Raw genomic sequence first — 22,439 nt, forward strand, 5'->3', positions numbered from 1 at the left:
CAACGTCTATTGTTTTTGGCAGCGGCTAAACTATTCCGTCCTCAAACTCTTCACCGGGTTTGCCATTGCCGCCTTTATTGCCTGGAAACTTATGGTTGCCAGTGCAATAACTACTGCTACAAGACCGCCCGTAGCAAATAACCACCAACTGATCTTGATGCGGTACACATAATCCTGCAACCATTGGTGCATGAAGTACCAGGCAATGGGGGATGCAATTACAAACGCGATTGAAATAAGTACGATGAATTCTTTTGAAAAAAGATAGACAATGTTTGATGCGGTTGCACCAAGCACTTTTCTTATGCCCACTTCTTTTAATCTCTGCACTGCCATGAACGATGCTAAACCGTATAACCCTAAACAGCTCAAGAGTATGGCGATGGCTGCAAAAATTTTATACAACTGCGCCAACTGGTTTTCCTGTTTGTAAAAACTATCAATCTTATCATCAAGAAACCTGTACTCATAAACGAAGTTTGGAAATGTTTGCTCACATATTGTTTTAACAGATTCCAGCGTAGCGGAAATATTTGCTGTAGCCATTTTTATTCCCGCCTGGCTGTACATGGTGTTGTTGGTGGTAATGAGCAATGGTGCAAGATCATGACGGAAGGACCGGTTGTTAAAATCCTTCAGTACCCCAACAACAGGACATTTTATCCTGTCACCCCATATACTTATTTCTTTGTTCAGTATATCTTCCGGTTTATTAAAACCCAAGCTCTTCACCAGTGATTCATTCACCAAAAACTCCTGTGTGTAGCCGGAAGGCTTTAAGTTTCTTCCGGCAATTAAGGGCAGCTTGTATGCGGAAACATATTCGTCGTCAGCAAATTTTGTAATGACTTTGAAATCCGCCTCCTTAGTTGCACGGTCAAATTTAAATGTGCTCCATATATCATTAGCATCTTCAACCGGCGTGTTGGAACTGAAGCTTACATTCTGCACGCCGTTTACTGACAACAACTTTTCCCTCAAATAATCCAGCCTGCTAATGCGGAGGCTATCTACACGGAAAGGCACATTTATGATCGCTTCTTTATCAAACCCTATTGGCTGGTCCATAAAGTAACTCATTTGCTTAACAATGATGAATGTACCGATGATAAGCGCCTGTGCAATGATGAACTGAAATACTACCAATCCTCGTCGTAACGAAATTCCCTTTGCAGTATTTACCGTGAGTTTGCTTTTCAGAGCATTAACAGGATTAAAACGCGACAGAACAATAGATGGGTAAAAACCCGAGAGTGCAGTTACGGCAAGTGTTACCGTCAAAAGAAATAAAATGATCGCAGGATTAGTCAGCACGTTGAATGAAAGCGAAAGCTCCAGCAGTTGGTTTACATAAGGCATTACAAAGATTGCAACTGCTACAGCCAGCACTACCGCGCCTGTAACAATCAAAAATGTTTCGATGATGAACTGGAACTGCAATTGAAATTTGTTGCCCCCCAAGACTTTTCTTACACCAACCTCCTTTGCACGGTTAACGGCCTGCGCAGTAGAGAGATTGATGAAGTTTACACTGGCAATTAACAGGATGAATGCTGCGATAAGCCACAACACATTCAGCAGTTGCCGGCTGATTGTTTTGTTGCTGTAATTACCTGTTTGTGTATCGTAATGAACTTCGGTTAACGGTTGTACAACGTAACTATCCTTATTGCCGGCAGGTACCACTTTTCTTGCGTATGCCTGTAGCTGCCGGTTAAAATTATCGGCAGGAACATTGGGCGGCAACATAATGAAACAACCGAAACCAGCATTGGCCCTATCCCCCCAATCGGTAGATTTCTCAATAATACTTCCGGTAAAGCTTGACCCATAAGTCACCACAACCTTTAGCTGAAAATCAGTATTGGCAGGTATGGTTGCAAGAATGCCTGACACTTTCAATACTTCTGTGCCGTGCTCGAATATAAACCCGCCTGCTTCCAGCTTAACAGTTTTGCCCATGGCTGTTTTCCAGTCACCAAAATATTTTTCCGCCACTTCTTTCGTCAGCAATACATTGTTCGGTTCTTTTAAAGATTCGTACGACCCGGCAAGCAAAGGATAATCAAACATCTTAAAGAACGACGGCCCTGTAAAGAATACACCTTTAGCTTCTTTAAACGTTTTTACCGTTCCGTTATCGCCAGGTACCAGCAATTGATCATCGCTACTTGCAAAAACCGGGGCTACCTCCTCTATTTCAGGAAAGGCCGTTTTTAATGCGCCGGGCATGGGAAAAGGAACGTCTTTTCCATAAGAAATATCGGCCGCACCTGCGTGGTGATATTCAGTTAACACCCGATAGACACGATCTTTCTTTGAGTGAAAATTATCGAAGCTTGTTTGAAATTGTATAATAATGAAAATCGTCAGGCAAACAGCAATACCGACAGCCAACCCGGCGATGTTGATAATGGTGTAATCCCTGTTACGTGTTAAGCTTCTGAATGCGGTCTTAAAATAATTTTGAAACATACCCGGCGGTTTAAGCTTTAAGGGCGCAAACGGAATGCCATTACACAATCGGCAAGAGCAGCCCTTATCTGGCGCTGCCGGCAAAAACGGTACTGCACGTTTTTGATACATCAGTGTTCGTTTTTGTTACAGTAAAAATCAAAGTGTGCAGTAATATGTTGCAGTTTGTACCGTTTAGCCGCCAGGGCTGTAGCATTGTGATTGAGTTTAAAGCGTCGCTTTAAAAGGCCAGGGTATAGCCCCTAATGGTAAAACAGCCCTTACATGCCTAAAAACAATAGCGTTTGTGCCGGTGGCAACCCCGGCATTACAGCCTCCGAGGATGAGTTCAATACAATCGCAGTCCCGTAAACCCATAATTAGCATGCCTGGCTACCCAAGTTCAGTCAATATAGGCTTAAGCCGTACCTCGCTGCGTTTAAGCCCAATATTTTAGCAGTAGTCAACTATTCTACAATATCAGCAAGTCCTCTGAAAAGGTTTAGAGGGTATTCTGCCCAACGATTGCACAAATACAAGTACCATTCTTTTCCATAAACAACATAAATCCTGCATTTATAGCCCTTATCTTTAAAAGTTTTCAGTTCTTCATTGCAAATCCCTAAAAGTCTTTCTATTACGTAATTTGAAGGCGCATGTTTATCAATAAGTTCAATCGATCTATTATGAATTTTGCTATCGTGAGATGCAATCGCACATTTATGATTAGCCGCCAAAAGTTCCTCTACATAACTCAAATAAATTTCATCAAGTTCCTTTCCTCTGGCAATTGAAAGGCCTTTTGGTGTATCGTAAGCACCTTTTACCATTCTAATGCTTCCAGGAAGTTTGATTAATTTTTCAAAATCTTTTCTTGTTCTGTACAGGTAGGCTTGCAATGTGATTCCTAAATTTGAATGTGTTTTTAAAACTTCTTCATAAATTTCGATGATCAGATTAGTACGGTCAGTTCCTTCCATACTAATGATCACTTCCTGGTTTATCTTATTTGCTTCTTCACAAATAAGTTTCAAATTATTAATAGTCAAATCTCTTGAAACCAAAAGCCCAATATGAGATAAATCTAACGAAATTGAAGAGTTGAGGCTTTCAGACTTCACAGTTTTTGCAAAACGTATAAATTCACTAGCTGCCTCGTTAGCCTCTTTCTCGCTTCTAATACTTTCGCCCATAAAATCTGTTGTAACAACAAAGCCATTCTCATTAATTCTTTTGATGGTTAAAATAGTCTCCTCAATAGTTTCTCCGCCGATATATCTGTCAGCCGCTTTCTTTAGAGTATTGAAGAGTTTCTCGTTTTGAAGGATGAACTTTTTGACGTCTTCATTCAACGCTGCTTTTCTTAAAGCATCTGACGCAATTTTTAATAAATCTTGTTCCATAATTTCCCTGTCGCCTGTTTTCTGTTTGCATAACTGCCAAACCTTTTTGTAGAACTAAACCTTGTTAGCCTTTCCTGCTTTATGCCAAAGGTCAGAACTTACAGATTCAGCAAAAAGATACGCTGAGAGTTCCATCATAAGGATAAAAATACTCAAATGGCTAACCCCTTACCACGCCTGCAGCCCATTAAACCAAAGATTAACTCCACTCAAAATCCGTAACTCATTTACCCGGCTACCGAAGGTTGAGTCAGCATAGGCTTAAACCAAATCTTCCTTTTGTCTAAGCCCTATATGCTAAGTGCAGCAATTTTATGTCGTTAAGTAGTTCAAATTATTTTCTCTTGCTTTGGTTGTTAGGTCAATGACGTCAAAGCGTCTAACTTCTGTAAAACTTCCCATATCACTGTCGCTATTGATGAGGATTGCACCGACTAAAATTACGAATTTGCAGTTGTAATTTGTCTTGTCCACTAACTCGTTAATGCGTTTGTCAATGGCCTCGTAAATCACTTCTGTTGCTTCAAAAAGCGGAGTTTGGGCTTGCGTAATTCTGTCTTGCTGGTTCAGCAAAATTTGTTCAATGATGTTCATTTGATAGTCCAATTCGGTCACGCTTCCTGCCACAATTTGATTGTTGAGCAGTTTTCCTAACGCTCCTTTTGCCGCACCGCAGCACCCGCTATTTTTACTTTGGCCAAAGCGATGAATTTCGCCAATTGTACCACCTTTGGTTATTCCGATATGTGGGCCATAATAAATAAAAACAGCACCGTCATCTGGAACGTGGCTGGCAAATGCTCCCATTCCTGTAAGCCCTGTAAACGGGAAGCCGTCTAAGCCACCCATTTTAAATGGTCCCAAAAACTCTTGGGTTCGTGCAGGATATTGAATACTGTTTACATCATCGCTACAAATGCTGTCGGCCAGCATTACTTGTTTGGGTTCTAAATCCAGTTTGTATTCTACAAAGTCTATGATTTTGTTTACGCTGTCTATAGTGGTTATAGCTTTGGGGTACCACTTATGAATAACGTCTAACTTTTCTCTTTTTTTCATTTTAATTTATTATTTAAAGAATGATGTTGTTTTTGGGTTGAAAGGCTGATGGCAACTCGGTTTCGCCCAGCATTTCTCTCATGTCAATTTATATGGTCCGGCTCATTTGGGAAATAGGAACATCGTTGGCACTTCCTTCAAACGGATTTCGGTGCTCTCGCCTACCTGCTCTAACGATGTATAAACCCAGAAAATCAGAACACTAAACGGAATAACCAGCCAAACCATATTTAGCTAACCATTTTAAGCCTGCCACTTGATAGAGAACAACAGGAATAATTCCCATAATTAATGTGATGTAAATATTTCTTCTTGTCCAAAGAAGAAACTCTGAAAGTTTATATGATTTACCCGAATGCATTATTTTGAATTATTTGAAGTGAACTTACTTATTAAAATACCCACCAAAACGACGGAATAAAATTGCCCTGAAATGCCAAAAAAAGCGGTGATTAGTTTTGTATGATGAGTATTTGGCGTGATGTCTCCAAATCCGATACTGGTAAGTGTTATAGAACTAAAATAAACCAAATCAATATAGGTATTGGCAGGACTTGAAAAATCAATACCTTTAAATGATTGCGGGTTTTTATAAACGAAAAACTGCAACAGAAAAGTGCTGATTTCAATGAGCAAAAAATAGCCACAGGCCGAAGCCGAAATAATATCGGTATTGATATAACTTGGCTTGATTAGGTATTTTAGCACCTCCCAAAAAATAAAAAGAAAGAAAATAACATAGCCCATGTTTAGGAAAATAAAATAGTAGGGATTGTTGCCAAAAAATGTTAACCCAATTGGCAATGCAACAACCAAAAGAAAAAGTGCTTTCTGAATTCGATTTTTCCATTGTCCTTTTTGTATAAAAACACCAACACTTGCAATGCCTAAAATTACCATATTTACAGGCCAAATTATTTTTGTATAAAAATCTAAATCATCTAAAAAGATGCCAATAAAAAGATGCTGAATTAAAGCAAAAAGCAATAATTCATATTTTCGTTTGTGTATGTAGGTTAAAATATTTTTCATTAATTCGCTTGTCCTATATCCAAACGGTTTATTTTTCCATCGGAATTTATATGAAATTTAAAATAGGTTTTAAAGTCGCCCCAGCTTTCGGTGTGGAAGTTTCCTGTAATGTCAAGTCCGTTATTTTCCACTTTGTCAATGCTTGTAAATTTTTCATGTCCGCAAGCCTCGTTTACAAATTTTGAAAAGCTTCTTATATTTCCATCATCATACAATTTTGTGTCATCTGTAAAGTATGAAAGAAATGTTTTAATATCACCTTGTTGCCAAGCGTCAAAAGCTTTTTTTACGGTCTCGTTTATTAGTTTTGAAGTATCCATTTTGATATTTTTATTAACTTAATTTTGTTTTGCATTGGTTTGCCAACAAGCTGGAAACTTAAAGTTGAAAACATCCTGGTCGTGTAAATTATTTTGTTCAATTTAGTTGGTTTTAGAAAGTGGATGTTGTAAATAAATGATTATCAAATTGAGCAACAGAAAAGGCAATTCGATGGCAACGCCTTTTAGATCTTTTCCTAAGAGATGAAAGCAGATAATCATTAAAATTCCCGCTGCCATTAAAAAATTCCCCCAAATAAATGTCTTTGTAAAAAGGATAAGCAAAGCGCTAATAATTGTAACTGCCCCGTTTATCATTATGGCAGTTTTGCTAAAATTCCATTTACTGAACATTTCCAATATTTCAGTTTTCGCGGTCAGCATTGCATAGCCTTGTTTCAGTCCCATAAAAACAGCACAAAGCGTTAAAATTGAGTTGAAGATTTTGATTGCTGTTGTCATATTGTTTATTTATTAGTTGTTTGTCTGTCGACGGTTAGTACGGTCGTTCGTTAGGGTTGGGATTGTACCTAACGGGAACAGCTTAGCAAGGTGGCGGCAGTTGCAACTGATGCCTAATAGCAAATAAGAAGGTTGAGTATATATGCGCCGCCCAGCCAAATGGTCCAGCCGCTTGTTAATCAAAGATTGTTTTTTAGGTAACAAGATGTCTTGCGCATGATTGTTTGTCCCAACTAATTTTAGGGCCGTGTCACCAATTTTGGCAAATTGAAACTGATAGTAAGTTATGTCAACCTTTAAACGGCTTTTGAAATGGTTTAAGAATTTGTCCAGTTGATAGATGCTTAATTTGCGGGGATCCACAGATGGGTAAAACGAACAACTAAAAATTGAGCTGTCACCTGAAAGTCTGCTCCAAAAATTAGCTTGTCCTCTTTGTGCGTAATCCCAACCGCCAGGAAATTGAAAGGTTGCTGTGCCGATCTGTTGGATGATGTGATCAGCTTGTTCTTGGAATTTCTTCCCGCCACGTTTAGCGTTGTTGAAAAAACAGAATAAAACTGCAATAGAAAGAGTTGTCATTGTGGTACGGAATGTCATTTGTGCTTGCCTATAACGTTGCCGCTTTGGCGAAGGGCGGATACCCATCCGTCAGCCGGGAACTGTTGGTGGTTAAAGTTAATGAGTTGCTGATTATTGTTACTGCTTTATGTACAACATTTTGCCGGGAACTGCTGCCGCGTTGTGCCAGCAAGCCTTTTGTCTATGCACGGTTAACTGTAGCCTTGGGTAGCCGGCAACTGATAATTCATAAGCGCAGCAGCCTGCATAAACCCGGCAGGGCACCTTCGCAGCCTGGCCAAACAGGATAACCTAAATATGCGAAAAAAAATTAAACCCTGCAATATTTCTTACGGTCTACCACGATCCCTATTTACCCGGCGCTCTTAAATCCCTTAAATCCAATCATCAATATTGGCGGATTTTTACTTTACTGCTGTTAACAGTTTTGGCAAGACTGAGAAGAAATTTTTCTGTAGCCGAAGGCGGCAGAATCAAAGCCTATCCTGCGGGAAAAGCTGCGTAGCGAATCCCGCCGTTGAAGAGTGCGACGCAAGTAAAGCCTCATAGCAGTTCCTCTGCCGGGCTCAAAATAATTCTCTCAGTACATAGGGGCACAACACTTTAAAGCGGATGCCTGTAATTACTGTAAAAGTTGGTAAAGCGGTTATTAAAAGTACTTTATGCGAAAGTTGGAAAAACAGGCGGGCTCGTTTGCTCCGCCTTGCTGGTGCAGGCCCGGGCGTGGGGCACGGTCCCACTGTTTTAAAAAATCGGCACTTAAAAACCAGGCTTTGTCTGCACCGGCAGGTAATTGCTGCCAGTCTGTATTGTTGGTGCTGTAATAAAAACGTAACCGGTAGCCATTTTCTACGGCAATCTTTAGCTGTGCCGGTTTGGCGGCGTTTAACGTAGCGGAATACAATACCTGCTGGTTTCCTTTTTCTACTTTCCATACCTGCACGGCGCCGCCTGTTATACCTATGCCAGCGGCAGCATTATCGTCACCATATACCACCAGGCCTTTTAACGCGTTGTTTTCGTTTAGAATTTCAGCAGTTATCTCATAAGTGGCTTTTACCGGCCTTACGCAAAGAGCTGTGCCAGTACTGTTGTTATCTGCCTTGCCACTTAAAAAAAGCATGCCGCCCTCTGTTCTCACCACTGGCTGGTAAGCCCTGAAATTCCATTGCCAGTTGGCATTAAGGCTGCCGCCATCAAAATCATCCATCCATTCTGAAGATGCAGGCTGGTGAGAACCTTTTACAACAACAGGCGCCGTTACAGACGGGCTTCCATTGTTGTTAAAATATGGCCAGCCTGTGGCATCGTTCCAAAACATTTCGTCCAGCATACCCTGCCTGCCGGTAAAAACATTATCGCTGGTATGATAAGCATGGTATAAGTAAAACCAGCGCTTACTGTCTGCCATTACCGGCGTGCCATGACCGGTACACATCCAGTTACTGTTGCCCTGCAGAATAGGGTTAGCGCCATTTTCTTCATACGGCCCTTTAATGTTTTTTGACCGGGCTACACGCACATTATAATCGCAGGGCACGCCGCAGCAGCCACCTGCTGAATAAAACAGGTAATAATAACCGTTTCTTTTTACAATGCTTTGCCCTTCCATGCCATTACGGTTATCATCCCGCAGCAACGTAAATGGTTCTCCTTCCAGCCCAAGCCCATCGGCAGTAAGTTTACTCCCCAGCAGTTCAATGGGGCGCTTATCAAGCCCGTAAGCCTTCCAGCTTATATACAAATCATTGCCGTCTTTTATTACAAAGGCATCAATGGCTTCGGTACCAAACTTTACCAGCACACCTTTATCAGTAAAGCCTTTAGCCGGGTCATTGGCCACAGCCACACCTATATAAGAAACCTTGTTAGCATCTCTTGCCGTATAGTACACATAAAATTTTCCCTGGTAAAAGTAAAGTTCCGGCGCCCAGAAAGAGGACGTTGTCCACGCCGGCTTTGTAGAGAATATATAGCCAATCTGTTTCCACTGCACCAAATCTTTAGAGGTAAACAAAGGGTATTGCGGCCCCCATTCAGAGGACGTGCCGGTGGCATAATACGTGTCGCCTACTTTAATAACAGAAGGGTCGGCAAAGTCGCCCGGCATAATGGGGTTATGGTACACCGCACCGGTATCGGTTTTATAGCGGGCCTGCAGGGTGGTGCAGCTCCCATTCACCAATAATAACAGCAGCCATAAACGGGCAGCAACGGGCAGGTGGTTCATACGTAGCATGCAGTGTAATTTTCAGCAAAAGAAACTTATTATGCAAATATGATACCGCAGCGGCAGTATCATTTTTTATTCAATTTGTAACAATGGGCTGTTTTGGATACCAGCTATAGTACTTTGTGGCATCGTTCCTTGCGTCGCAATCCGTTCATCTGTTGGTTCATTGGGCGGCTTTTCAGACCCGGGTAGAGAATATCGAACAAGGAACAAGGAATTTTGAATGAGGAAGGAAAAGCCAAACTTGCGGTTCACGATTAACTCACGAAATGAATATCGAACAGGAAACAAGGAATTTTGAATGAGGAATTGAATTGTCCATTCACCACTCACCACTCACCGCCTCGCCAGGGCTTCTGTTTTACTGAAGAAGAAGTTTTTAAAGTGATAAGTAAGCGTGTAGCTGTTGGCAACCGTATCGTTATTGTATGATATCTCCAGGTTAAATTCAAAATTTCCCCTTTTAGCTACCCATTTATCCTTCTTTATTGTAAAAGAAGAATCCTTATCAGCAGGTTCTCCGATGAACAGCCTGTAATCATCCCGCTTTTGCTGCAGGGCTATACTGCGCCATTTGTAGGGCAACAAGGTTTTGGCGGTGGCGGGCACCGCTATAAACCAAACTATCGCATACAAAACAGAGGCTATGGCAAAAACAATAAGCGCAACTATGGTTAAAGGCTTCATGTATGTATATTTTTAGCAGCCCTGCAACCGGCCACTATATTATATCCAGTTCCTTCTTCGTAAACTCATTCTGTTGGTTGCCGGTGTTTAAGGTACTTGCAGGTTCAAAAAGCATCACCCATACTTCCTCCGGTGCATTGGGCCGGTGCTCAACACCGTGCGGAACAATAATAAATTCGCCTTCGTTTACCTGCACGTTCCTCTCACGAAACTCCATGATAAAGCTTCCTTTCACCACGTAAAACAGCTCATCTTCATTCTCGTGGTGGTGCCAGGTAAACGGGCCTTTAAACTTTACCAGTTTTACCTGCTGGCCGTTCAACTCGCCAGCAATAGCCGGCGACCAGTAATCTTTCACCAGGCTGAACTTTTCTGCAAGGTTTACTTTATTCATCTGTAGCTTTTTTCAATAGTTCTTTATGCAGGTTTACTACCTGCGGTAATACCAGTTGCTGTTCATCATTCACAATCACAAAATCGCACAACCGCATCTTGATGCTGTCATCAACCTGGCGGCCCATTCTTGCCATTACATCCTGCCGGCTAATGTTATCCCTGTCCATTACACGTTTAATACGCAGCGGTTGCGGGGCAAATACACCGATAATAACATCAAGGTGCCCGGCAGAACCAGCTTCAAACAGCAGGGCCGCCTCTTTAATTACATAAGGCGCATGCTGCTGCAGCATCCAGTCTTCCGCGGCCTGTATTGCCGCCGGGTGAACGAGTGCATTTAGTTGCTCCAGCCTGTAGGGGTTATTAAAAACAATGTCAGCAATGTACTTCCTGTTCAGCAGCCCGTTGCTGTAAGCGCCGTGGCCAAATGCCTGTATTATCTGTTCTCTTAAACCGGCATTATCGTTCATAATGCTTTTGGCCGCACGGTCAGCATCAAATACCCGTACGCCAAGCACTTTAAAAATTTCGGCTATTGTACTTTTCCCGCTTCCTATACCGCCTGTGAGGCCAACTTTTAACATGCGCAATTGCTTTTTTAACCGCCGTGAAGATACTGATTTGATATAGCGCTTACACGGATACATGTTAAACTATTAGGCTGCAGTAAATGGGAAATATACCGGCCAACCTTTAAATTTGCCGCGTTGTTAATCTGTTCACTACCATAACCACTGCTATGCTCCGCAAAATTGTACTGCTTACCCTTACAGCCGTTTTTTGTTTATCTGTTACCGGGCAGGACGCCAACTACTGGAACTCTAATTACGGGCCGGGGGCATTTTTTACACCGGGTGCTGTGGTGGCCTATAATAAAGACAGTGGCGTATTTTTCTTTAACCCTGCTTTAATGGGCCTCTCAACAAAAAGCAGTACCACTATCAGCGCCAACATTTACCAGCTATCCAATACAAAAATAAAGGATGGTGTAGGCACGGGGAAAGACCTCCTGGCATCCAATACCGCCATTGTGCCGCTGATGGTTTCGGGAAGCATTTCTATCAGGGGAAAAAAACCTTTTACAGTTGGGTATGCGCTGATGAACCAGCCGGTGGTTAATTATATTACCTCTCAAAGACTGGATGCACAAAAAAACGTGCTGGACGATTCTTACAGCCCCGGCAATGAATTTTTTATTGGCCAGTATTCTGAACAAAACAGGATAACACAAACCACGGGCATACTAAGCTTTGGCATAAAACTTTCTGAACGCTGGGCCGCGGGTTTATCTATAGAAGGCATGCTGCACAAACAAAATTACGATGTTGGCTATAGCGCAAGGGCTATTGTGAATGCGCCGGACAGCATCTTCCCTCCTCTTTCAAGCTTTGTAGTGAATTATATGGCAACCTACGTTAATGTAAACATGCGCTTTAAGGCTGGTGTTGCCTACAATGAAGGGCGCCACCACGCTGGCTTAACAGTCAGCACACCCACGCTGCGTATTGCCGGAACAGGTACTTTACTAAGCGATATTGTTATCAGCAATATCAGGAGCGTTCCCGCCAATATTAATATAAGCCTGCTGGCTAATGCCAGGCAGGAAAACCTTACATCCAGGCACAGGATGCCGGTAAGCATTGCCGGCGGCTACGCTTTTGATTTTAACAATGGGGGGCAAATTTATTTTGCCGCTGAATATTTTAACAGGCTTAAAGATTATAATGTGCTTTCGCCCAGGGGCGATTATTTTATAAGGCCCGACACCGGCGAAAACAACAAAAACACCACCTCCCAACTACGGCTAAGGGATTCCAGGAAAGCCATTACTAATTTTGCTATAGGACTAGCCTTGCCAGTAAAACAAAATGTAATGGGTTATGTTTCTGCGAGAACTGATTTTAACTACGACAACCTGCCATACGATGAAGAGGGTTATACCCCCAACATTTCAAGCTGGAACATCTACCACATGCAATTGGGCGTTAATGTAAAAAAACGAAAATTTAACCTGCGGACAGGTTTGTTGCTATCGTATGGTGTTACCAGCAAGCATTACCAGCAGGTTAACTTTGACAACCCTGATGAAAGCAATTTTCTGCTGGGTGTTACCGGGCAAACAAAAGCCAGGCACTATACATTGGGTGTCATGTTCTCCTATATTCATAACCTGTAGCGCCGCTATTTATTTTCCTGGAAAAAATCTATCAGCCTGCCGGTATTTTTCTGAATGTAGATAACCAGTGTTTTATCAGTACCCTGGTATAACAATTTATTGCGCTGTGTGCCGGCGTACATTACTGTGGGCGGGCCCAGGTGCTTTACAATATCATCATACCTTGAATGCCCCGGCCTTAGTTTACGCAATTTTTTAAGAAAAGACGGCGTGTTAAAACCCTCCTGGTAAAAAGTGGGATTTTCTTCTGTTTTTCTAAAGCTTTCTGAAACGAATGCATAGTCGTTTACCAGGCTGTCGACGGAGATAACTACCTTAAGGCTGTCACCAAAATAACTATACGTAAGCGTTTGGCCGGATGGCGCTTTAATAACAGATTCAGGTTCGCCGAAAGCTTTCAACACCTGGGAATAGGTAGTAAAGCCTGTTTGCAGGTTATCAACGGCTGGCTGGTATATTTTACGGTTAACGTCAAAAGGATTTTTCTTAATGCCTGCGCAGGATTGTATAAATCCGGCAACAGGCAAAAGAATACAAAGCAGTATGCTGTTTTTCATACGTGTGGCTAGTTGTTTGTTTTTTGCAGGGCGTCAATTTTTTCTTCCAGCTTTTTTAACTCTTTCGATTTACGCTTATAATGCCTTTTTTGGTCAGAAGTTGAACTTTGCAAATCAGCCAGCTCTGCCGTTACCTTTTTTAGCTGCGCCCTTAGCTCGTTCAGTTCCTTGTCTTTTTTATACACCTGCACCCTTTGGGGAAGGCTGGTTAAATAAGCCGATGCTTTGGCATACAGGTCGCCGTCAAGTGAATCAGACAGGTAAAGGCCATCCATTTTACGGAACGTCATTTCCACGGTGGTAATTTCATTTTTCCTGCGGCCTGTTGAATTCACTTTCCAGAACACATCCATTTCGTTATCAGACAACGTTTTCATTTTTACATGGCGCCCAATAATAAAGCCATCATCTTTTCTCACTTTACCTTCGTTTTCTTCCATCTCATGCTTAATGGCTTCTGTCACCAGGTCTTCTGATTCATTAAACGATAACGATAAAGCAGTGCAGGTTTTATCTTCCACCTGCAGGTAGGATTTTGTTACGGTTTGTGCGCTGATTGTAAGGCACACGAGGGTACAGAACAATGTTGTAATTGTTAGAATTTTTTTCATACTAAAATGTTAACTGGTAAATAAATTGGTTGGTTACTCAATAGAGCCGGAGGCTTGCAGGTTGCTGTTGTTTAAAACCCTTACAGTATAACCGGTTTTCCCGATTAGCTCTTCATACTTAACCGGCTGGTTGTTGCCGTCTGTTTTTACAGGGTTAATGCTGCCCTGGCCGGTAGCGCCGTCAACCGTGCCGAGTGTGGCATAAATAAGGTTGCTGCTGTCGGCAATGGTCATGTAAGCATTTAAGGTAACGCCCGGCACCAGGTAACTGTTAGATAGCTGGATGTTGATTGCAGCATTGCCGTCACTTAGCTGCTGCACAGTAAATACACCTGCGGGCATGGGTGTGCCAGATGACTGGTTAAACAGAACATACTGCCTTGAAGCAAGTGCCGGGCCATCATCTTTACTGCATGAAAACATCAAAATAAACGAAAGAAAAAGGGCCGAAATTACAGCAGTTTTTGTTAGTCTTCTCATACGTAAATGTTTGGCATCATTTAATCTAAAATGATACCACCACGCTACGGTAACCTGTTAAACATGCTGGCTATAATCGGGAAAATAGGAGGCTTTTAACAAGGGCTTTTCATATATGCCCAACCACTTAACAATTCATTATAAATCAACGGAAAATACTATAAAAATGTGCGGAATTTAATACTCAAACATGCCCTTTTCCGGCTGCGGGCATTACCCTTTTGTCAAGGTTATTGCTTCTTTCCTCACAAATATGTTTAACAATCCTGTCGGCATGTTCCCTTGAGTTTTCTATAAACCATTTATGGGTGTTCATACCGCCGCATACTACGCCGGCCAGGTAAACGCCGGGGTTATTCGTCTCCATCGTTTCTTCGTCATAAGCGGGACAAGAAACTTCATCTTCAGAAAGGTTAATACCAAACTTTTTCAGCAGGTCAAAATTGGGGCGGTAACCCGTCATGGCCATCACAAAATCATTGGCAACGGTTACCATTCCATCTGGTGTTTGTATGTCAACCTCATGCTCGCTGATGGCGGTAATTCCTGAGTTGAAATAAGCCTTTATACTGCCTTCCTTTATCCGGTTTTCTATATCGGGTTTAACCCAGTATTTAACCCTGTGGCCAATCTCGTTGCCACGTATAACCATGGTAACATCGGCGCCTTTACGCCAGGTTTCCAGCGCCACATCTACAGATGAATTGTTGGCGCCCACTACCAGCACTTTTTGAAAAGCATAATAATGCGGATCTCGGTAATAGTGCTTTACTTTGGGCAGGTCTTCACCCGGCACATTCATGTAAATTGGTATATCATAAAACCCGGTGGATACAATAATATTGCGGGCAGTGTAGCTTGCTTTAGAAGTAGCTACTTCAAACAAATGGCTTTCGCCAGCTTTGTTCAGGCGTTGTATGCCGGTTACTTCTTCAAACAGGTGTATGTTAAGGTCGTAAGTTTGTTTTACCCTGCGATAGTATTCAATTGCCTCCAGCCGGTTGGGTTTTGCGTTAAGGCTCATGAAAGGAACGCCACCAATTTCCAGCCTTTCCGACGTTGAGAAAAAAGTCATATAAAGCGGGTAGTTAAAAAGGCTGTTCACCAATGCGCCTTTTTCAATAATCACATAACTTAAACCCGCTTTTTTTGCCGCTATGCCACATGCCATGCCTATAGGGCCACCGCCTACAATTAAGATATCGTACCTGCTCATGTTTGCAAATGTCGTAACAATTGAGCAGATAACATGTAGCCGGTTAGCTTAACCGATAGTTATGAAATACAAAAGCGGGTGGATACCAGCGCCTGGTTTTTCATGGCATCGTCCCTTGCGTCGCAATCCGTTCATCGTTCCATTCATTGGGCAGCTTTTCAGACCCGTGTAGTGCCGGTGCGTGAAGACACGCACCAGGGTAGGTTGTAGTGCCTGCCGCCTTTGGCGCCAGACACGTTGCCTAAGAGGTTTAAACCATGATTTCAACAGATTCTGCTGATAATGACATGCATCAAGCCACCTCTGTTTCGGCGCAACACTTTACGGGCAGAACATGCCAAAGTGCTACCCGCTTTAGAGCGAAATGCTTTGTTTATATCTACGGGGATAAGCACAAACTGTTCCTCTGGAACATAAAAGAACGTTGACGGATATTCTGACGATCCTGGTAACAAACTTCACTTAATTTCTGCGCAGGCCAACTGTGAAAATCACCTTGAGTAATTAACCAACCCTTTAATAAGCTGTATGCCGCCAAATACAATGGCGCCCCAAAAGATAAAGCCAATATCTGCAAGCGTGGCAACTGTTGCTGGCGAACCTCCTTCGTCGGTTTGTGACGCATACCCCAGGAGACTGCACAGCCATACCAACCGCTAAAACTGGTACTTTACGCCAACGGTTGGATAAAGCTGGATAACATTATCGCTTTTGAATATGTGATAGAACACGTTTACGCGGGTGCCTGCGGATAAACCGCCTTTTATTCTTATCCAAAACTGCGGATCGCCAAAGAAGGCGAATTTTTTGCCTTTAAGATGTTGTGTATGCTCATTGCCCTGGTTGCGGTTTTCTGTCCAGAAAACAAAACTGCCCGCTGTAAAAAAACGATAGTTGCTAATGCCTTTGCCAAAGTAAAAGGTAAACTGGGGGTCGTAACTGGGTTTTGCAAAAGCATTGTACCGCACGGATAAATTGGCAGCCAGCCAGGCACCCTTCCACTGAAAGGGATAGGAAACGCCAATGCCATAGGAATTGGCAATATAAAACCCAAAAGACGATGGGGTTACACCCAGCCCGCCGCTATAGTTGAAGTAAAGGTACACGGGCGGTTTCCAGAAACGCAGCGATTGCGAAACCTGGGTAAACACCTGGCTTATGTTATTCTTTGTTCCATTCATGTCTGCCTGCACCTTTAACAAAAAAGACCCTGTACCGGCGGTGTCAATCAGCTTGAAATATTCAAAACTGAACGTTACGAAATTAGCGGCTGCCGTTTTGGGGTCCACCGTGTGCCTGAGGTCGTAATGCAATTGCAGGTTTTGTGACAGGCCCGAAACAGCGGCGAAGAAAAAAGCTAAAAAGAACATCTGTTTGTGCATACTTAATATTTTTATGTGCGTATTCCTGTTGCACAAAGCTCTCTTGCAGAGTGCGGCTGGTTTGGAACTGCAACGGAATTCCCCGGAATTGGGCTGGAAATCTGCAGCATCTGTAAGTAAATACCGAGTAATCCGATGAAAGATTTGAATGAGCAGGCTTTTATGCAATTATTTAAGGAGGTATGCCGGAAATGCTTTGGCCATACCCTTACGCAACCACTTTCTGAAACCGACAGCAAACTGTTGGCTAGTAAAATATTTGAACAAACCGGGTTAGTGATCGGGGTTAAAAGCATTAAGAATTACTCAAACTACATTTTAAGCCCGCTGGACGCAAAGAAGGAGAACCCCTCCGCCGCCACGCTGGATACCCTGGCCAGGTATGTTTTAAACGCTCCGGAAACAGATGAACTGCAACGCAAAAGCAAGGAAAGTCATTTTCCCTATTGGTTTGAGTACAGGAATGGCTTTACAAGCAGTAATCAAGCGGAAAATATGCCAGGGCCGGCCCGGCAAACAGGCAAAGTAACCCGCAAAAAGTGGCTGCTTGCGGTTAGCGCGATACTGGTTGTAGCAGTGGCCTTTTTTGCGGTAAATTTTTTGTTTACCCGAAAGAGCCAGGTTTTTTTTACAGATGACTTTAATTCCGTAGCTACCGACACCCTGGAAAAAAAGGGCTGGATAATTAAACAGCAAGACGGAACTTACTGGAACAGGCGCCACCTGCAAAACGGGCACCTTACTTTATTTACCCTGGTGGGCGATAACTGGCCAGATACTGCAAAACCAAAGCTAAAGGGCATAAAGAACTTACTGGTGCGCAAAATTGACAGCGATTGCTTTAGCACTGAAATTCACCTTACGGGTTTTGTACCCAACAGCAGTTGGCAGCAGGCCGGCATTTTGCTGGCAGAAGATTCAACATTTACGGGCAAGGCGTTGCGGTTATCCATTGGATATAACGATTTTTTTGGCGGGTACAGTAACCCAGCCGAAGTACTTATACAGGCCGTTGGATCTGTAATAGCTGACAACCGCAGCAAACCGGAGGAGATTGCGCATGTTGTGCTGTTTTCCGGCAACCCGCAGAAAGACAGCCTGATTGCAGGTAACCTATCCAAATCTGCTCTGAAAATTGAAAAGAAAGGTACCCAATACCGTTTTTTATATTCAACAGGGAAAATGGAAAACTTTGCGTTTAAAGAAGCAGCCCGCGGCGATTTTTCCATACAACCCAGGTATATCGGCATTTTTGCCATGCAAGGCTATGCCGAGACTGAAAAACCGCTGACAGTTTCATTTGATTCTTTTAGTTTGTTTGAAATGGATTGCAGCAATTAGCAAAGCAGGTACGTCAGTGCACGCAAATACATTAACGATTATTACAGCAACTTATGCCACACACTTTAGTCAAAACACCCAATTCCTACATCATTACCCGGCCATTGTACCGTGTACTGATAAGCGTTGCCGTAGCAATGATAACCTTCCTGATTATACGGAAAAGTAACCAGCAACCGCTAATGACCACCATGATAGTGTGGGATGTATTCGCTTTTTGTTATACCGTGGCAGGCTGGGTGGTATTTTTCCTGCTATCCCCTACTGCCATCCGCAATAATGCACAGAAAGAAGATGGCAGCCGGTTGTTTGTTTTTTTCATTATCGTTGTTGCTTCTTTTGCCAGCATGTTTACCGTGTTGCTGCTGATGCTTACTAAAGCATCTTTTTCCGGCCAGGGCAACGGGTTCGGATTGTTTTTACTGGTTGCCATTTCAGGCATGCTGCTTTCCTGGCTGATGGTACACACCACTTTTAGCTTTCACTATGCACACATGTACTATTCTGATGATGACACGGATAAAAAACAACATGCCGGCGGGCTTGAATTTCCAAAGGAAAAGCAGCCGGACTATCTTGATTTTGCTTATTTCTCCTTTGTTATCGGCATGACGTTCCAGGTGTCTGATGTGGAAATATCATCCCGCAGCATACGCAGGCTGGCGCTGCTGCAGGGGCTGCTGTCTTTTGGCTTAAACACTTTTGTGGTAGCACTTACCATTAACCTGGTTGCCGGGCTGATGAAATAAACGGCATAAACCCCGGAAAACAGGCAGGCCGGCTTATAGCCGGCCTGCAAAATGATTATTGTTAATCCTTCAGCAAATAAAGTAAGAATGATATTGTTCAACCCGTTTGGGGTTGGGGTTCGATTACCGCATGCTATCCCCGGATTTTAGCCGGGGCTATTCACATTTTAGCCCTTTGGGCTATGGCGCCAAAGGCGGCAGCAACAAAACTACCCTGTGGGAAAAGCTGCGTAGCGAACAGAACGTACAAGAGTGCGACGCAACGATGCCTCATAGTAGTTCCTACAGCCGGGCTCAAAAAAAAATTCTTAATCACCAGCCGGTTACCAACTACTTATTTGCCCAGTTTCTTCTTCAGGTTTTCGTCAAGTGCATCTAAAAACTCCTGTGTGTACAGGTAGTCTTTACCATGCTCAACTTTGTTGCCGTGGATACATACGGCCAGGTCTTTGGTCATTTTGCCGCTTTCAACAGTTTCTACGCAAACAGCTTCTAATGCATGGCAAAAATCAATCAGCTCCTGGTTACCGTCCAGCTTACCGCGAAACTCCAGGCCCCTCGTCCACGCAAAAATGGAAGCGATGGGGTTGGTAGAAGTAGGCTTGCCTTTCTGGTGGTCGCGGTAGTGGCGTGTAACCGTACCGTGTGCAGCTTCTGCTTCCATTACTTTACCATCCGGTGTAACCAGTGTGGAAGTCATGAGGCCAAGACTGCCAAAGCCCTGTGCAACGGTATCGCTCTGCACATCGCCATCGTAGTTTTTACAAGCCCAAACAAAGTTGCCATTCCATTTTAAGGCACTGGCCACCATGTCATCAATCAGGCGGTGTTCGTAAGTGATGCCCGCTTCGTCGAATTTGGCTTTAAACTCAGTTTGATAAATGTTCTCGAAAATATCCTTAAACCGGCCATCGTATTTTTTGAGGATGGTGTTTTTGGTAGAAAGGTACAGCGGCCATTTTTTCATGAGTGCCTGGTTAAAACAGGCACGGGCAAAACCGGTAATGCTTTCATCTGTATTGTACATGGTAAGCGCAACGCCGTCTCCCTTAAAGTTGAATACCTCAAACTCCTGCACAGTGCCGCCTTCACCTTCAAACTTAACGGTTAGTTTACCTTTGCCCTTGGTAACAAAATCCGTAGCACGGTATTGATCGCCAAAAGCGTGGCGGCCGATACAGATGGGGGCCGTCCAGTTGGGCACCAGCCTGGGCACATTGGTGCACACGATGGGCTCACGGAAAACGGTACCATCAAGGATGTTGCGGATAGTGCCGTTAGGGCTTTTCCACATTTGTTTAAGCTTAAACTCTTCTACACGGGCTTCATCGGGCGTAATGGTAGCGCATTTAATGCCCACACCATATTGCCTGATGGCATTGGCCGCGTCAACGGTAACCTTATCATCGGTTTCGTCGCGGTATTCAATACCCAGGTCGTAGTATTTTATATCAACATCAATGTAGGGAAGTATAAGTTTTTCTTTGATGAATTTCCAGATAATCCTTGTCATTTCATCGCCATCCAGTTCTACCACCGGGTTGGCTACTTTAATTTTTTCGGCCATTGCAATTGTTTTTGGGTTAAACAAAATGTGTACAAATGTAGGGGGTTTGAAATTTTTTTTGAGAGAAAACAAAAAGGTCATTTTTTCCGTAATTAGTATACAATGAAACGCTTTGCAGGCATATCTTCTTTACTTGTTCTGTTGTTGCTGGCGGCAGCCCATGGCTGTAAAAAAGCAGCCGCCCCACAAATTGGCAGCAACCCTCCAGGTGCTGATACCAGCCTTGTTGAGGATACCGCATCTTACAGTTTCCTGGCATTGGGAGATTCTTACACCATTGGCGCTTCGGTTCTGCCTGCGGAACGCTTTCCTGCACAAACGGTTGAACTGCTTAGTTCCATCGGTAAAAAAGTAGGGGCCTTGCAATATATCGCCACATCCGGCTGGACGACCAGTAACCTTATTGCAGCCATTAACCAGCAAAACCCGAAAGGCCCTTTTGACATTGTAACCCTGCTGATTGGCGTTAACGACCAGTACCAAAGCCGCGACTCCACCGGTTACCGGGAACGGTTTACCCAGGTATTAAATATGGCCATATCACTCGCCGGCGACAGGAGCCATGTATTCGTACTTTCCATACCCGACTACAGCGTAACACCCTTTGCGGCAGGCAGCGATAAGCCAGCCATTCGTGAACAAATAGATTGGTTTAACAGCATAAACCTGCAGGTTTGCAACGCTTACGGCATTAGTTACTCGGATATTACCGGCATCTCCCGGGAGGCTGCCAACGATATGAGTTTACTTGCTAACGACGGCCTGCACCCGTCCGGTAAAATGTACCTGAAATGGGCGCAATTGCTGGCGCCGAAGATTAAGGGGGTATTGAAGTGAACCTGCGGCTATTGAAGAATGGTTTGGTGGCCGGCAGAGGGACTTCGTGGCGTCCCGGTTGCGTCGCACTACGTTCATCGTTCTGTTCTTTGGGCGGCAGTTAAGCGTAGGGGCAAGAATAAGCCGTTATTTACCAGGCGAGTAACTAACATCAATTATGTTTGCAGTAAAAAACAAAATAATGCTTAACCTGTTGACAGACGTTATCACCAGACGAAAACACAAAGTCTTCTCAGATCAATAGACAATGGTATCGCAAAATTAAATGCGATGGCCACCTTTGAATTCATGGAAAAAAATCTTCACAATAATCCCCGCTATAGCGCCCCCCAAGAAACTGAATAGGTATGAGTTCCAGGTTTATTCGCAAAACGGTGAAGACGGTATTATTCATGAAATTTTTAAACGTATAGGGGTTACTAACAAATTTTTTATTGAGTTTGGAGTGGAAAACGGAACAGAATGCAATACTACCAGCCTGTTGTATAATGGCTGGAAGGGTTTATGGATTGGAGGCGAGAAAAAGTATGTTGAAAAAATTAATAAATCTTGCAAAAACATAATAGACCAAAAGAAGTTAACTATTATAAATGCTTTCATAACCGCTGAAAATATTGAATCACTGTTCTTAGAAGCCAATTCTCCAGCTGAGCCCGACTTACTATCAATTGATATTGACAGAAACAATTACTATGTATGGAATGCAGTAAAGAACTATTTGCCGAGGGTTTTGATTATCGAGTATAATGCAATTTTTAGACCAGGAGTTCGATTTTGTGTTCCATACGAAGCCGCACCCTCCTGGGATGGAACAAGTAGCTTTGGGGGCAGTTTAAATCTCTATATGAATTAGGATTCAAAAAGGATATTGCCTGGTGGATTCTGACTTTACCGG

At 43.1% G+C, this 22,439-nt stretch carries 22 protein-coding genes; 5 read left to right on the forward strand and 17 right to left on the reverse strand.

Translation table 11 applies throughout. The annotated features are described in order from the left end of the window. Positions 1-30: 30 nt before the first annotated feature. The 11 genes from F0364_RS15540 to coaE all read right to left on the reverse strand — a co-directional run bounded on the left by F0364_RS15540 (position 31) and on the right by coaE (position 11,212). The gene (locus tag F0364_RS15540; protein ID WP_153798717.1) at positions 31-2,475 is read right to left on the reverse strand and encodes an ABC transporter permease; all 2,445 of its coding nucleotides are present in this window, start codon (positions 2,473-2,475) and stop codon (positions 31-33) included. A 446-nt stretch (positions 2,476-2,921) separates the two neighbouring features. Beyond that, on the reverse strand, positions 2,922-3,857 hold the full coding sequence (locus tag F0364_RS15545; RefSeq protein WP_153798718.1) for a proline dehydrogenase family protein: 936 nt from the start codon (positions 3,855-3,857) through the stop codon (positions 2,922-2,924). Positions 3,858-4,169: 312 nt separating this feature from the next. Continuing rightward, complete coding sequence (locus F0364_RS15550; RefSeq protein ID WP_153798719.1) at positions 4,170-4,916, reverse strand: LCIB family protein; 747 nt, start codon at positions 4,914-4,916, stop codon at positions 4,170-4,172. A 360-nt stretch (positions 4,917-5,276) separates the two neighbouring features. Next, complete coding sequence (locus tag F0364_RS15555; RefSeq protein ID WP_153798720.1) at positions 5,277-5,948, reverse strand: potassium channel family protein; 672 nt, start codon at positions 5,946-5,948, stop codon at positions 5,277-5,279. After that, complete coding sequence (locus F0364_RS15560) at positions 5,948-6,268, reverse strand: nuclear transport factor 2-like protein (RefSeq protein WP_207632706.1); 321 nt, start codon at positions 6,266-6,268, stop codon at positions 5,948-5,950. The genes F0364_RS15555 and F0364_RS15560 overlap by 1 nt, the downstream gene beginning before the upstream one ends. A 102-nt stretch (positions 6,269-6,370) precedes the next feature. Next, the gene (locus F0364_RS15565; RefSeq protein ID WP_153798722.1) at positions 6,371-6,730 is read right to left on the reverse strand and encodes a DoxX family protein; all 360 of its coding nucleotides are present in this window, start codon (positions 6,728-6,730) and stop codon (positions 6,371-6,373) included. A gap of 12 nt (positions 6,731-6,742) precedes the next feature. After that, a complete protein-coding gene (locus tag F0364_RS15570; RefSeq protein WP_153798723.1) occupies positions 6,743-7,312 on the reverse strand; it encodes a hypothetical protein in 570 nt (189 codons plus the stop codon). A gap of 649 nt (positions 7,313-7,961) precedes the next feature. After that, positions 7,962-9,551 (reverse strand): family 43 glycosylhydrolase, encoded by a 1,590-nt coding sequence (locus F0364_RS15575; RefSeq protein ID WP_153798724.1) that lies wholly within the window; start codon positions 9,549-9,551, stop codon positions 7,962-7,964. A 330-nt stretch (positions 9,552-9,881) separates the two neighbouring features. Beyond that, the gene (locus F0364_RS15580; protein ID WP_153798725.1) at positions 9,882-10,232 is read right to left on the reverse strand and encodes a hypothetical protein; all 351 of its coding nucleotides are present in this window, start codon (positions 10,230-10,232) and stop codon (positions 9,882-9,884) included. Positions 10,233-10,266: 34 nt separating this feature from the next. Next, entirely contained in the window at positions 10,267-10,626 is a 360-nt protein-coding gene (locus tag F0364_RS15585) for a cupin domain-containing protein (protein WP_153798726.1), read from the reverse strand. Continuing rightward, positions 10,619-11,212: a dephospho-CoA kinase gene (gene coaE, locus F0364_RS15590; RefSeq protein ID WP_153798727.1), complete on the reverse strand. Its 594-nt coding sequence runs from the start codon at positions 11,210-11,212 to the stop codon at positions 10,619-10,621. The genes F0364_RS15585 and coaE overlap by 8 nt, the downstream gene beginning before the upstream one ends. A gap of 155 nt (positions 11,213-11,367) precedes the next feature. Between coaE and F0364_RS15595 the strand changes: the two genes are divergently transcribed. Beyond that, a complete protein-coding gene (locus F0364_RS15595; RefSeq protein ID WP_153798728.1) occupies positions 11,368-12,804 on the forward strand; it encodes a hypothetical protein in 1,437 nt (478 codons plus the stop codon). A 5-nt stretch (positions 12,805-12,809) separates the two neighbouring features. Here the strand turns inward: F0364_RS15595 and F0364_RS15600 are convergent, their stop codons facing one another. The 5 genes from F0364_RS15600 to F0364_RS15620 all read right to left on the reverse strand — a co-directional run bounded on the left by F0364_RS15600 (position 12,810) and on the right by F0364_RS15620 (position 17,050). Next, the gene (locus tag F0364_RS15600) at positions 12,810-13,361 is read right to left on the reverse strand and encodes a hypothetical protein (RefSeq protein WP_153798729.1); all 552 of its coding nucleotides are present in this window, start codon (positions 13,359-13,361) and stop codon (positions 12,810-12,812) included. 8 nt (positions 13,362-13,369) lie between these two features. Then, positions 13,370-13,972 (reverse strand): coiled-coil domain-containing protein, encoded by a 603-nt coding sequence (locus F0364_RS15605; protein WP_153798730.1) that lies wholly within the window; start codon positions 13,970-13,972, stop codon positions 13,370-13,372. A 33-nt stretch (positions 13,973-14,005) separates the two neighbouring features. Continuing rightward, complete coding sequence (locus F0364_RS15610) at positions 14,006-14,452, reverse strand: hypothetical protein (RefSeq protein WP_153798731.1); 447 nt, start codon at positions 14,450-14,452, stop codon at positions 14,006-14,008. 184 nt (positions 14,453-14,636) lie between these two features. Further along, on the reverse strand, positions 14,637-15,668 hold the full coding sequence (locus tag F0364_RS15615) for a YpdA family putative bacillithiol disulfide reductase (RefSeq protein WP_153798732.1): 1,032 nt from the start codon (positions 15,666-15,668) through the stop codon (positions 14,637-14,639). Positions 15,669-16,324: 656 nt separating this feature from the next. Then, positions 16,325-17,050, reverse strand: coding sequence for a DUF5020 family protein (locus tag F0364_RS15620; RefSeq protein ID WP_153798733.1), 726 nt, complete (start codon positions 17,048-17,050; stop codon positions 16,325-16,327). A 135-nt stretch (positions 17,051-17,185) separates the two neighbouring features. Here F0364_RS15620 and F0364_RS15625 point away from each other — a divergent pair, with 135 nt between their 5' ends. Together F0364_RS15625 and F0364_RS15630 are read left to right on the forward strand one after the other, a co-directional pair. Then, a complete protein-coding gene (locus F0364_RS15625) occupies positions 17,186-18,391 on the forward strand; it encodes a hypothetical protein (protein ID WP_153798734.1) in 1,206 nt (401 codons plus the stop codon). 53 nt (positions 18,392-18,444) lie between these two features. After that, positions 18,445-19,140, forward strand: coding sequence for a DUF1345 domain-containing protein (locus F0364_RS15630; RefSeq protein ID WP_153798735.1), 696 nt, complete (start codon positions 18,445-18,447; stop codon positions 19,138-19,140). A 334-nt stretch (positions 19,141-19,474) separates the two neighbouring features. On the opposite strand, the gene F0364_RS15635 is transcribed toward F0364_RS15630, so the two are convergent. Beyond that, positions 19,475-20,707 (reverse strand): NADP-dependent isocitrate dehydrogenase, encoded by a 1,233-nt coding sequence (locus tag F0364_RS15635; RefSeq protein ID WP_153798736.1) that lies wholly within the window; start codon positions 20,705-20,707, stop codon positions 19,475-19,477. Positions 20,708-20,809: 102 nt separating this feature from the next. Between F0364_RS15635 and F0364_RS15640 the strand changes: the two genes are divergently transcribed. Both F0364_RS15640 and F0364_RS15645 read left to right on the forward strand, forming a co-directional pair. After that, positions 20,810-21,544 carry an SGNH/GDSL hydrolase family protein gene (locus F0364_RS15640; RefSeq protein WP_153798737.1) on the forward strand — a complete coding sequence of 245 codons (735 nt, stop codon included), beginning with the start codon at positions 20,810-20,812 and terminating at the stop codon, positions 21,542-21,544. A 280-nt stretch (positions 21,545-21,824) separates the two neighbouring features. Continuing rightward, complete coding sequence (locus tag F0364_RS15645; RefSeq protein WP_153798738.1) at positions 21,825-22,397, forward strand: hypothetical protein; 573 nt, start codon at positions 21,825-21,827, stop codon at positions 22,395-22,397. Positions 22,398-22,439: the final 42 nt, after the last annotated feature.

This window comes from Foetidibacter luteolus, from assembly GCF_009650435.1.
In the GTDB taxonomy this organism is placed as follows: domain Bacteria; phylum Bacteroidota; class Bacteroidia; order Chitinophagales; family Chitinophagaceae; genus Foetidibacter; species Foetidibacter luteolus.

What these genes read in the sequence shown, in the direction of transcription:
- F0364_RS15540 (WP_153798717.1), bottom strand. Translation starts at nt 2,475, where the DNA reads ATGTTTCAAAATTATTTTAAGACCGCATTCAGAAGCTTAACACGTAAC.
- F0364_RS15545 (WP_153798718.1), bottom strand. Translation starts at nt 3,857, where the DNA reads ATGGAACAAGATTTATTAAAAATTGCGTCAGATGCTTTAAGAAAAGCA.
- F0364_RS15550 (WP_153798719.1), bottom strand. Translation starts at nt 4,916, where the DNA reads ATGAAAAAAAGAGAAAAGTTAGACGTTATTCATAAGTGGTACCCCAAA.
- F0364_RS15555 (WP_153798720.1), bottom strand. Translation starts at nt 5,948, where the DNA reads ATGAAAAATATTTTAACCTACATACACAAACGAAAATATGAATTATTG.
- F0364_RS15560 (WP_207632706.1), bottom strand. Translation starts at nt 6,268, where the DNA reads ATGGATACTTCAAAACTAATAAACGAGACCGTAAAAAAAGCTTTTGAC.
- F0364_RS15565 (WP_153798722.1), bottom strand. Translation starts at nt 6,730, where the DNA reads ATGACAACAGCAATCAAAATCTTCAACTCAATTTTAACGCTTTGTGCT.
- F0364_RS15570 (WP_153798723.1), bottom strand. Translation starts at nt 7,312, where the DNA reads ATGACAACTCTTTCTATTGCAGTTTTATTCTGTTTTTTCAACAACGCT.
- F0364_RS15575 (WP_153798724.1), bottom strand. Translation starts at nt 9,551, where the DNA reads ATGCTACGTATGAACCACCTGCCCGTTGCTGCCCGTTTATGGCTGCTG.
- F0364_RS15580 (WP_153798725.1), bottom strand. Translation starts at nt 10,232, where the DNA reads ATGAAGCCTTTAACCATAGTTGCGCTTATTGTTTTTGCCATAGCCTCT.
- F0364_RS15585 (WP_153798726.1), bottom strand. Translation starts at nt 10,626, where the DNA reads ATGAATAAAGTAAACCTTGCAGAAAAGTTCAGCCTGGTGAAAGATTAC.
- coaE (WP_153798727.1), bottom strand. Translation starts at nt 11,212, where the DNA reads ATGTTAAAAGTTGGCCTCACAGGCGGTATAGGAAGCGGGAAAAGTACA.
- F0364_RS15595 (WP_153798728.1), top strand. Translation starts at nt 11,368, where the DNA reads ATGCTCCGCAAAATTGTACTGCTTACCCTTACAGCCGTTTTTTGTTTA.
- F0364_RS15600 (WP_153798729.1), bottom strand. Translation starts at nt 13,361, where the DNA reads ATGAAAAACAGCATACTGCTTTGTATTCTTTTGCCTGTTGCCGGATTT.
- F0364_RS15605 (WP_153798730.1), bottom strand. Translation starts at nt 13,972, where the DNA reads ATGAAAAAAATTCTAACAATTACAACATTGTTCTGTACCCTCGTGTGC.
- F0364_RS15610 (WP_153798731.1), bottom strand. Translation starts at nt 14,452, where the DNA reads ATGAGAAGACTAACAAAAACTGCTGTAATTTCGGCCCTTTTTCTTTCG.
- F0364_RS15615 (WP_153798732.1), bottom strand. Translation starts at nt 15,668, where the DNA reads ATGAGCAGGTACGATATCTTAATTGTAGGCGGTGGCCCTATAGGCATG.
- F0364_RS15620 (WP_153798733.1), bottom strand. Translation starts at nt 17,050, where the DNA reads ATGCACAAACAGATGTTCTTTTTAGCTTTTTTCTTCGCCGCTGTTTCG.
- F0364_RS15625 (WP_153798734.1), top strand. Translation starts at nt 17,186, where the DNA reads ATGAAAGATTTGAATGAGCAGGCTTTTATGCAATTATTTAAGGAGGTA.
- F0364_RS15630 (WP_153798735.1), top strand. Translation starts at nt 18,445, where the DNA reads ATGCCACACACTTTAGTCAAAACACCCAATTCCTACATCATTACCCGG.
- F0364_RS15635 (WP_153798736.1), bottom strand. Translation starts at nt 20,707, where the DNA reads ATGGCCGAAAAAATTAAAGTAGCCAACCCGGTGGTAGAACTGGATGGC.
- F0364_RS15640 (WP_153798737.1), top strand. Translation starts at nt 20,810, where the DNA reads ATGAAACGCTTTGCAGGCATATCTTCTTTACTTGTTCTGTTGTTGCTG.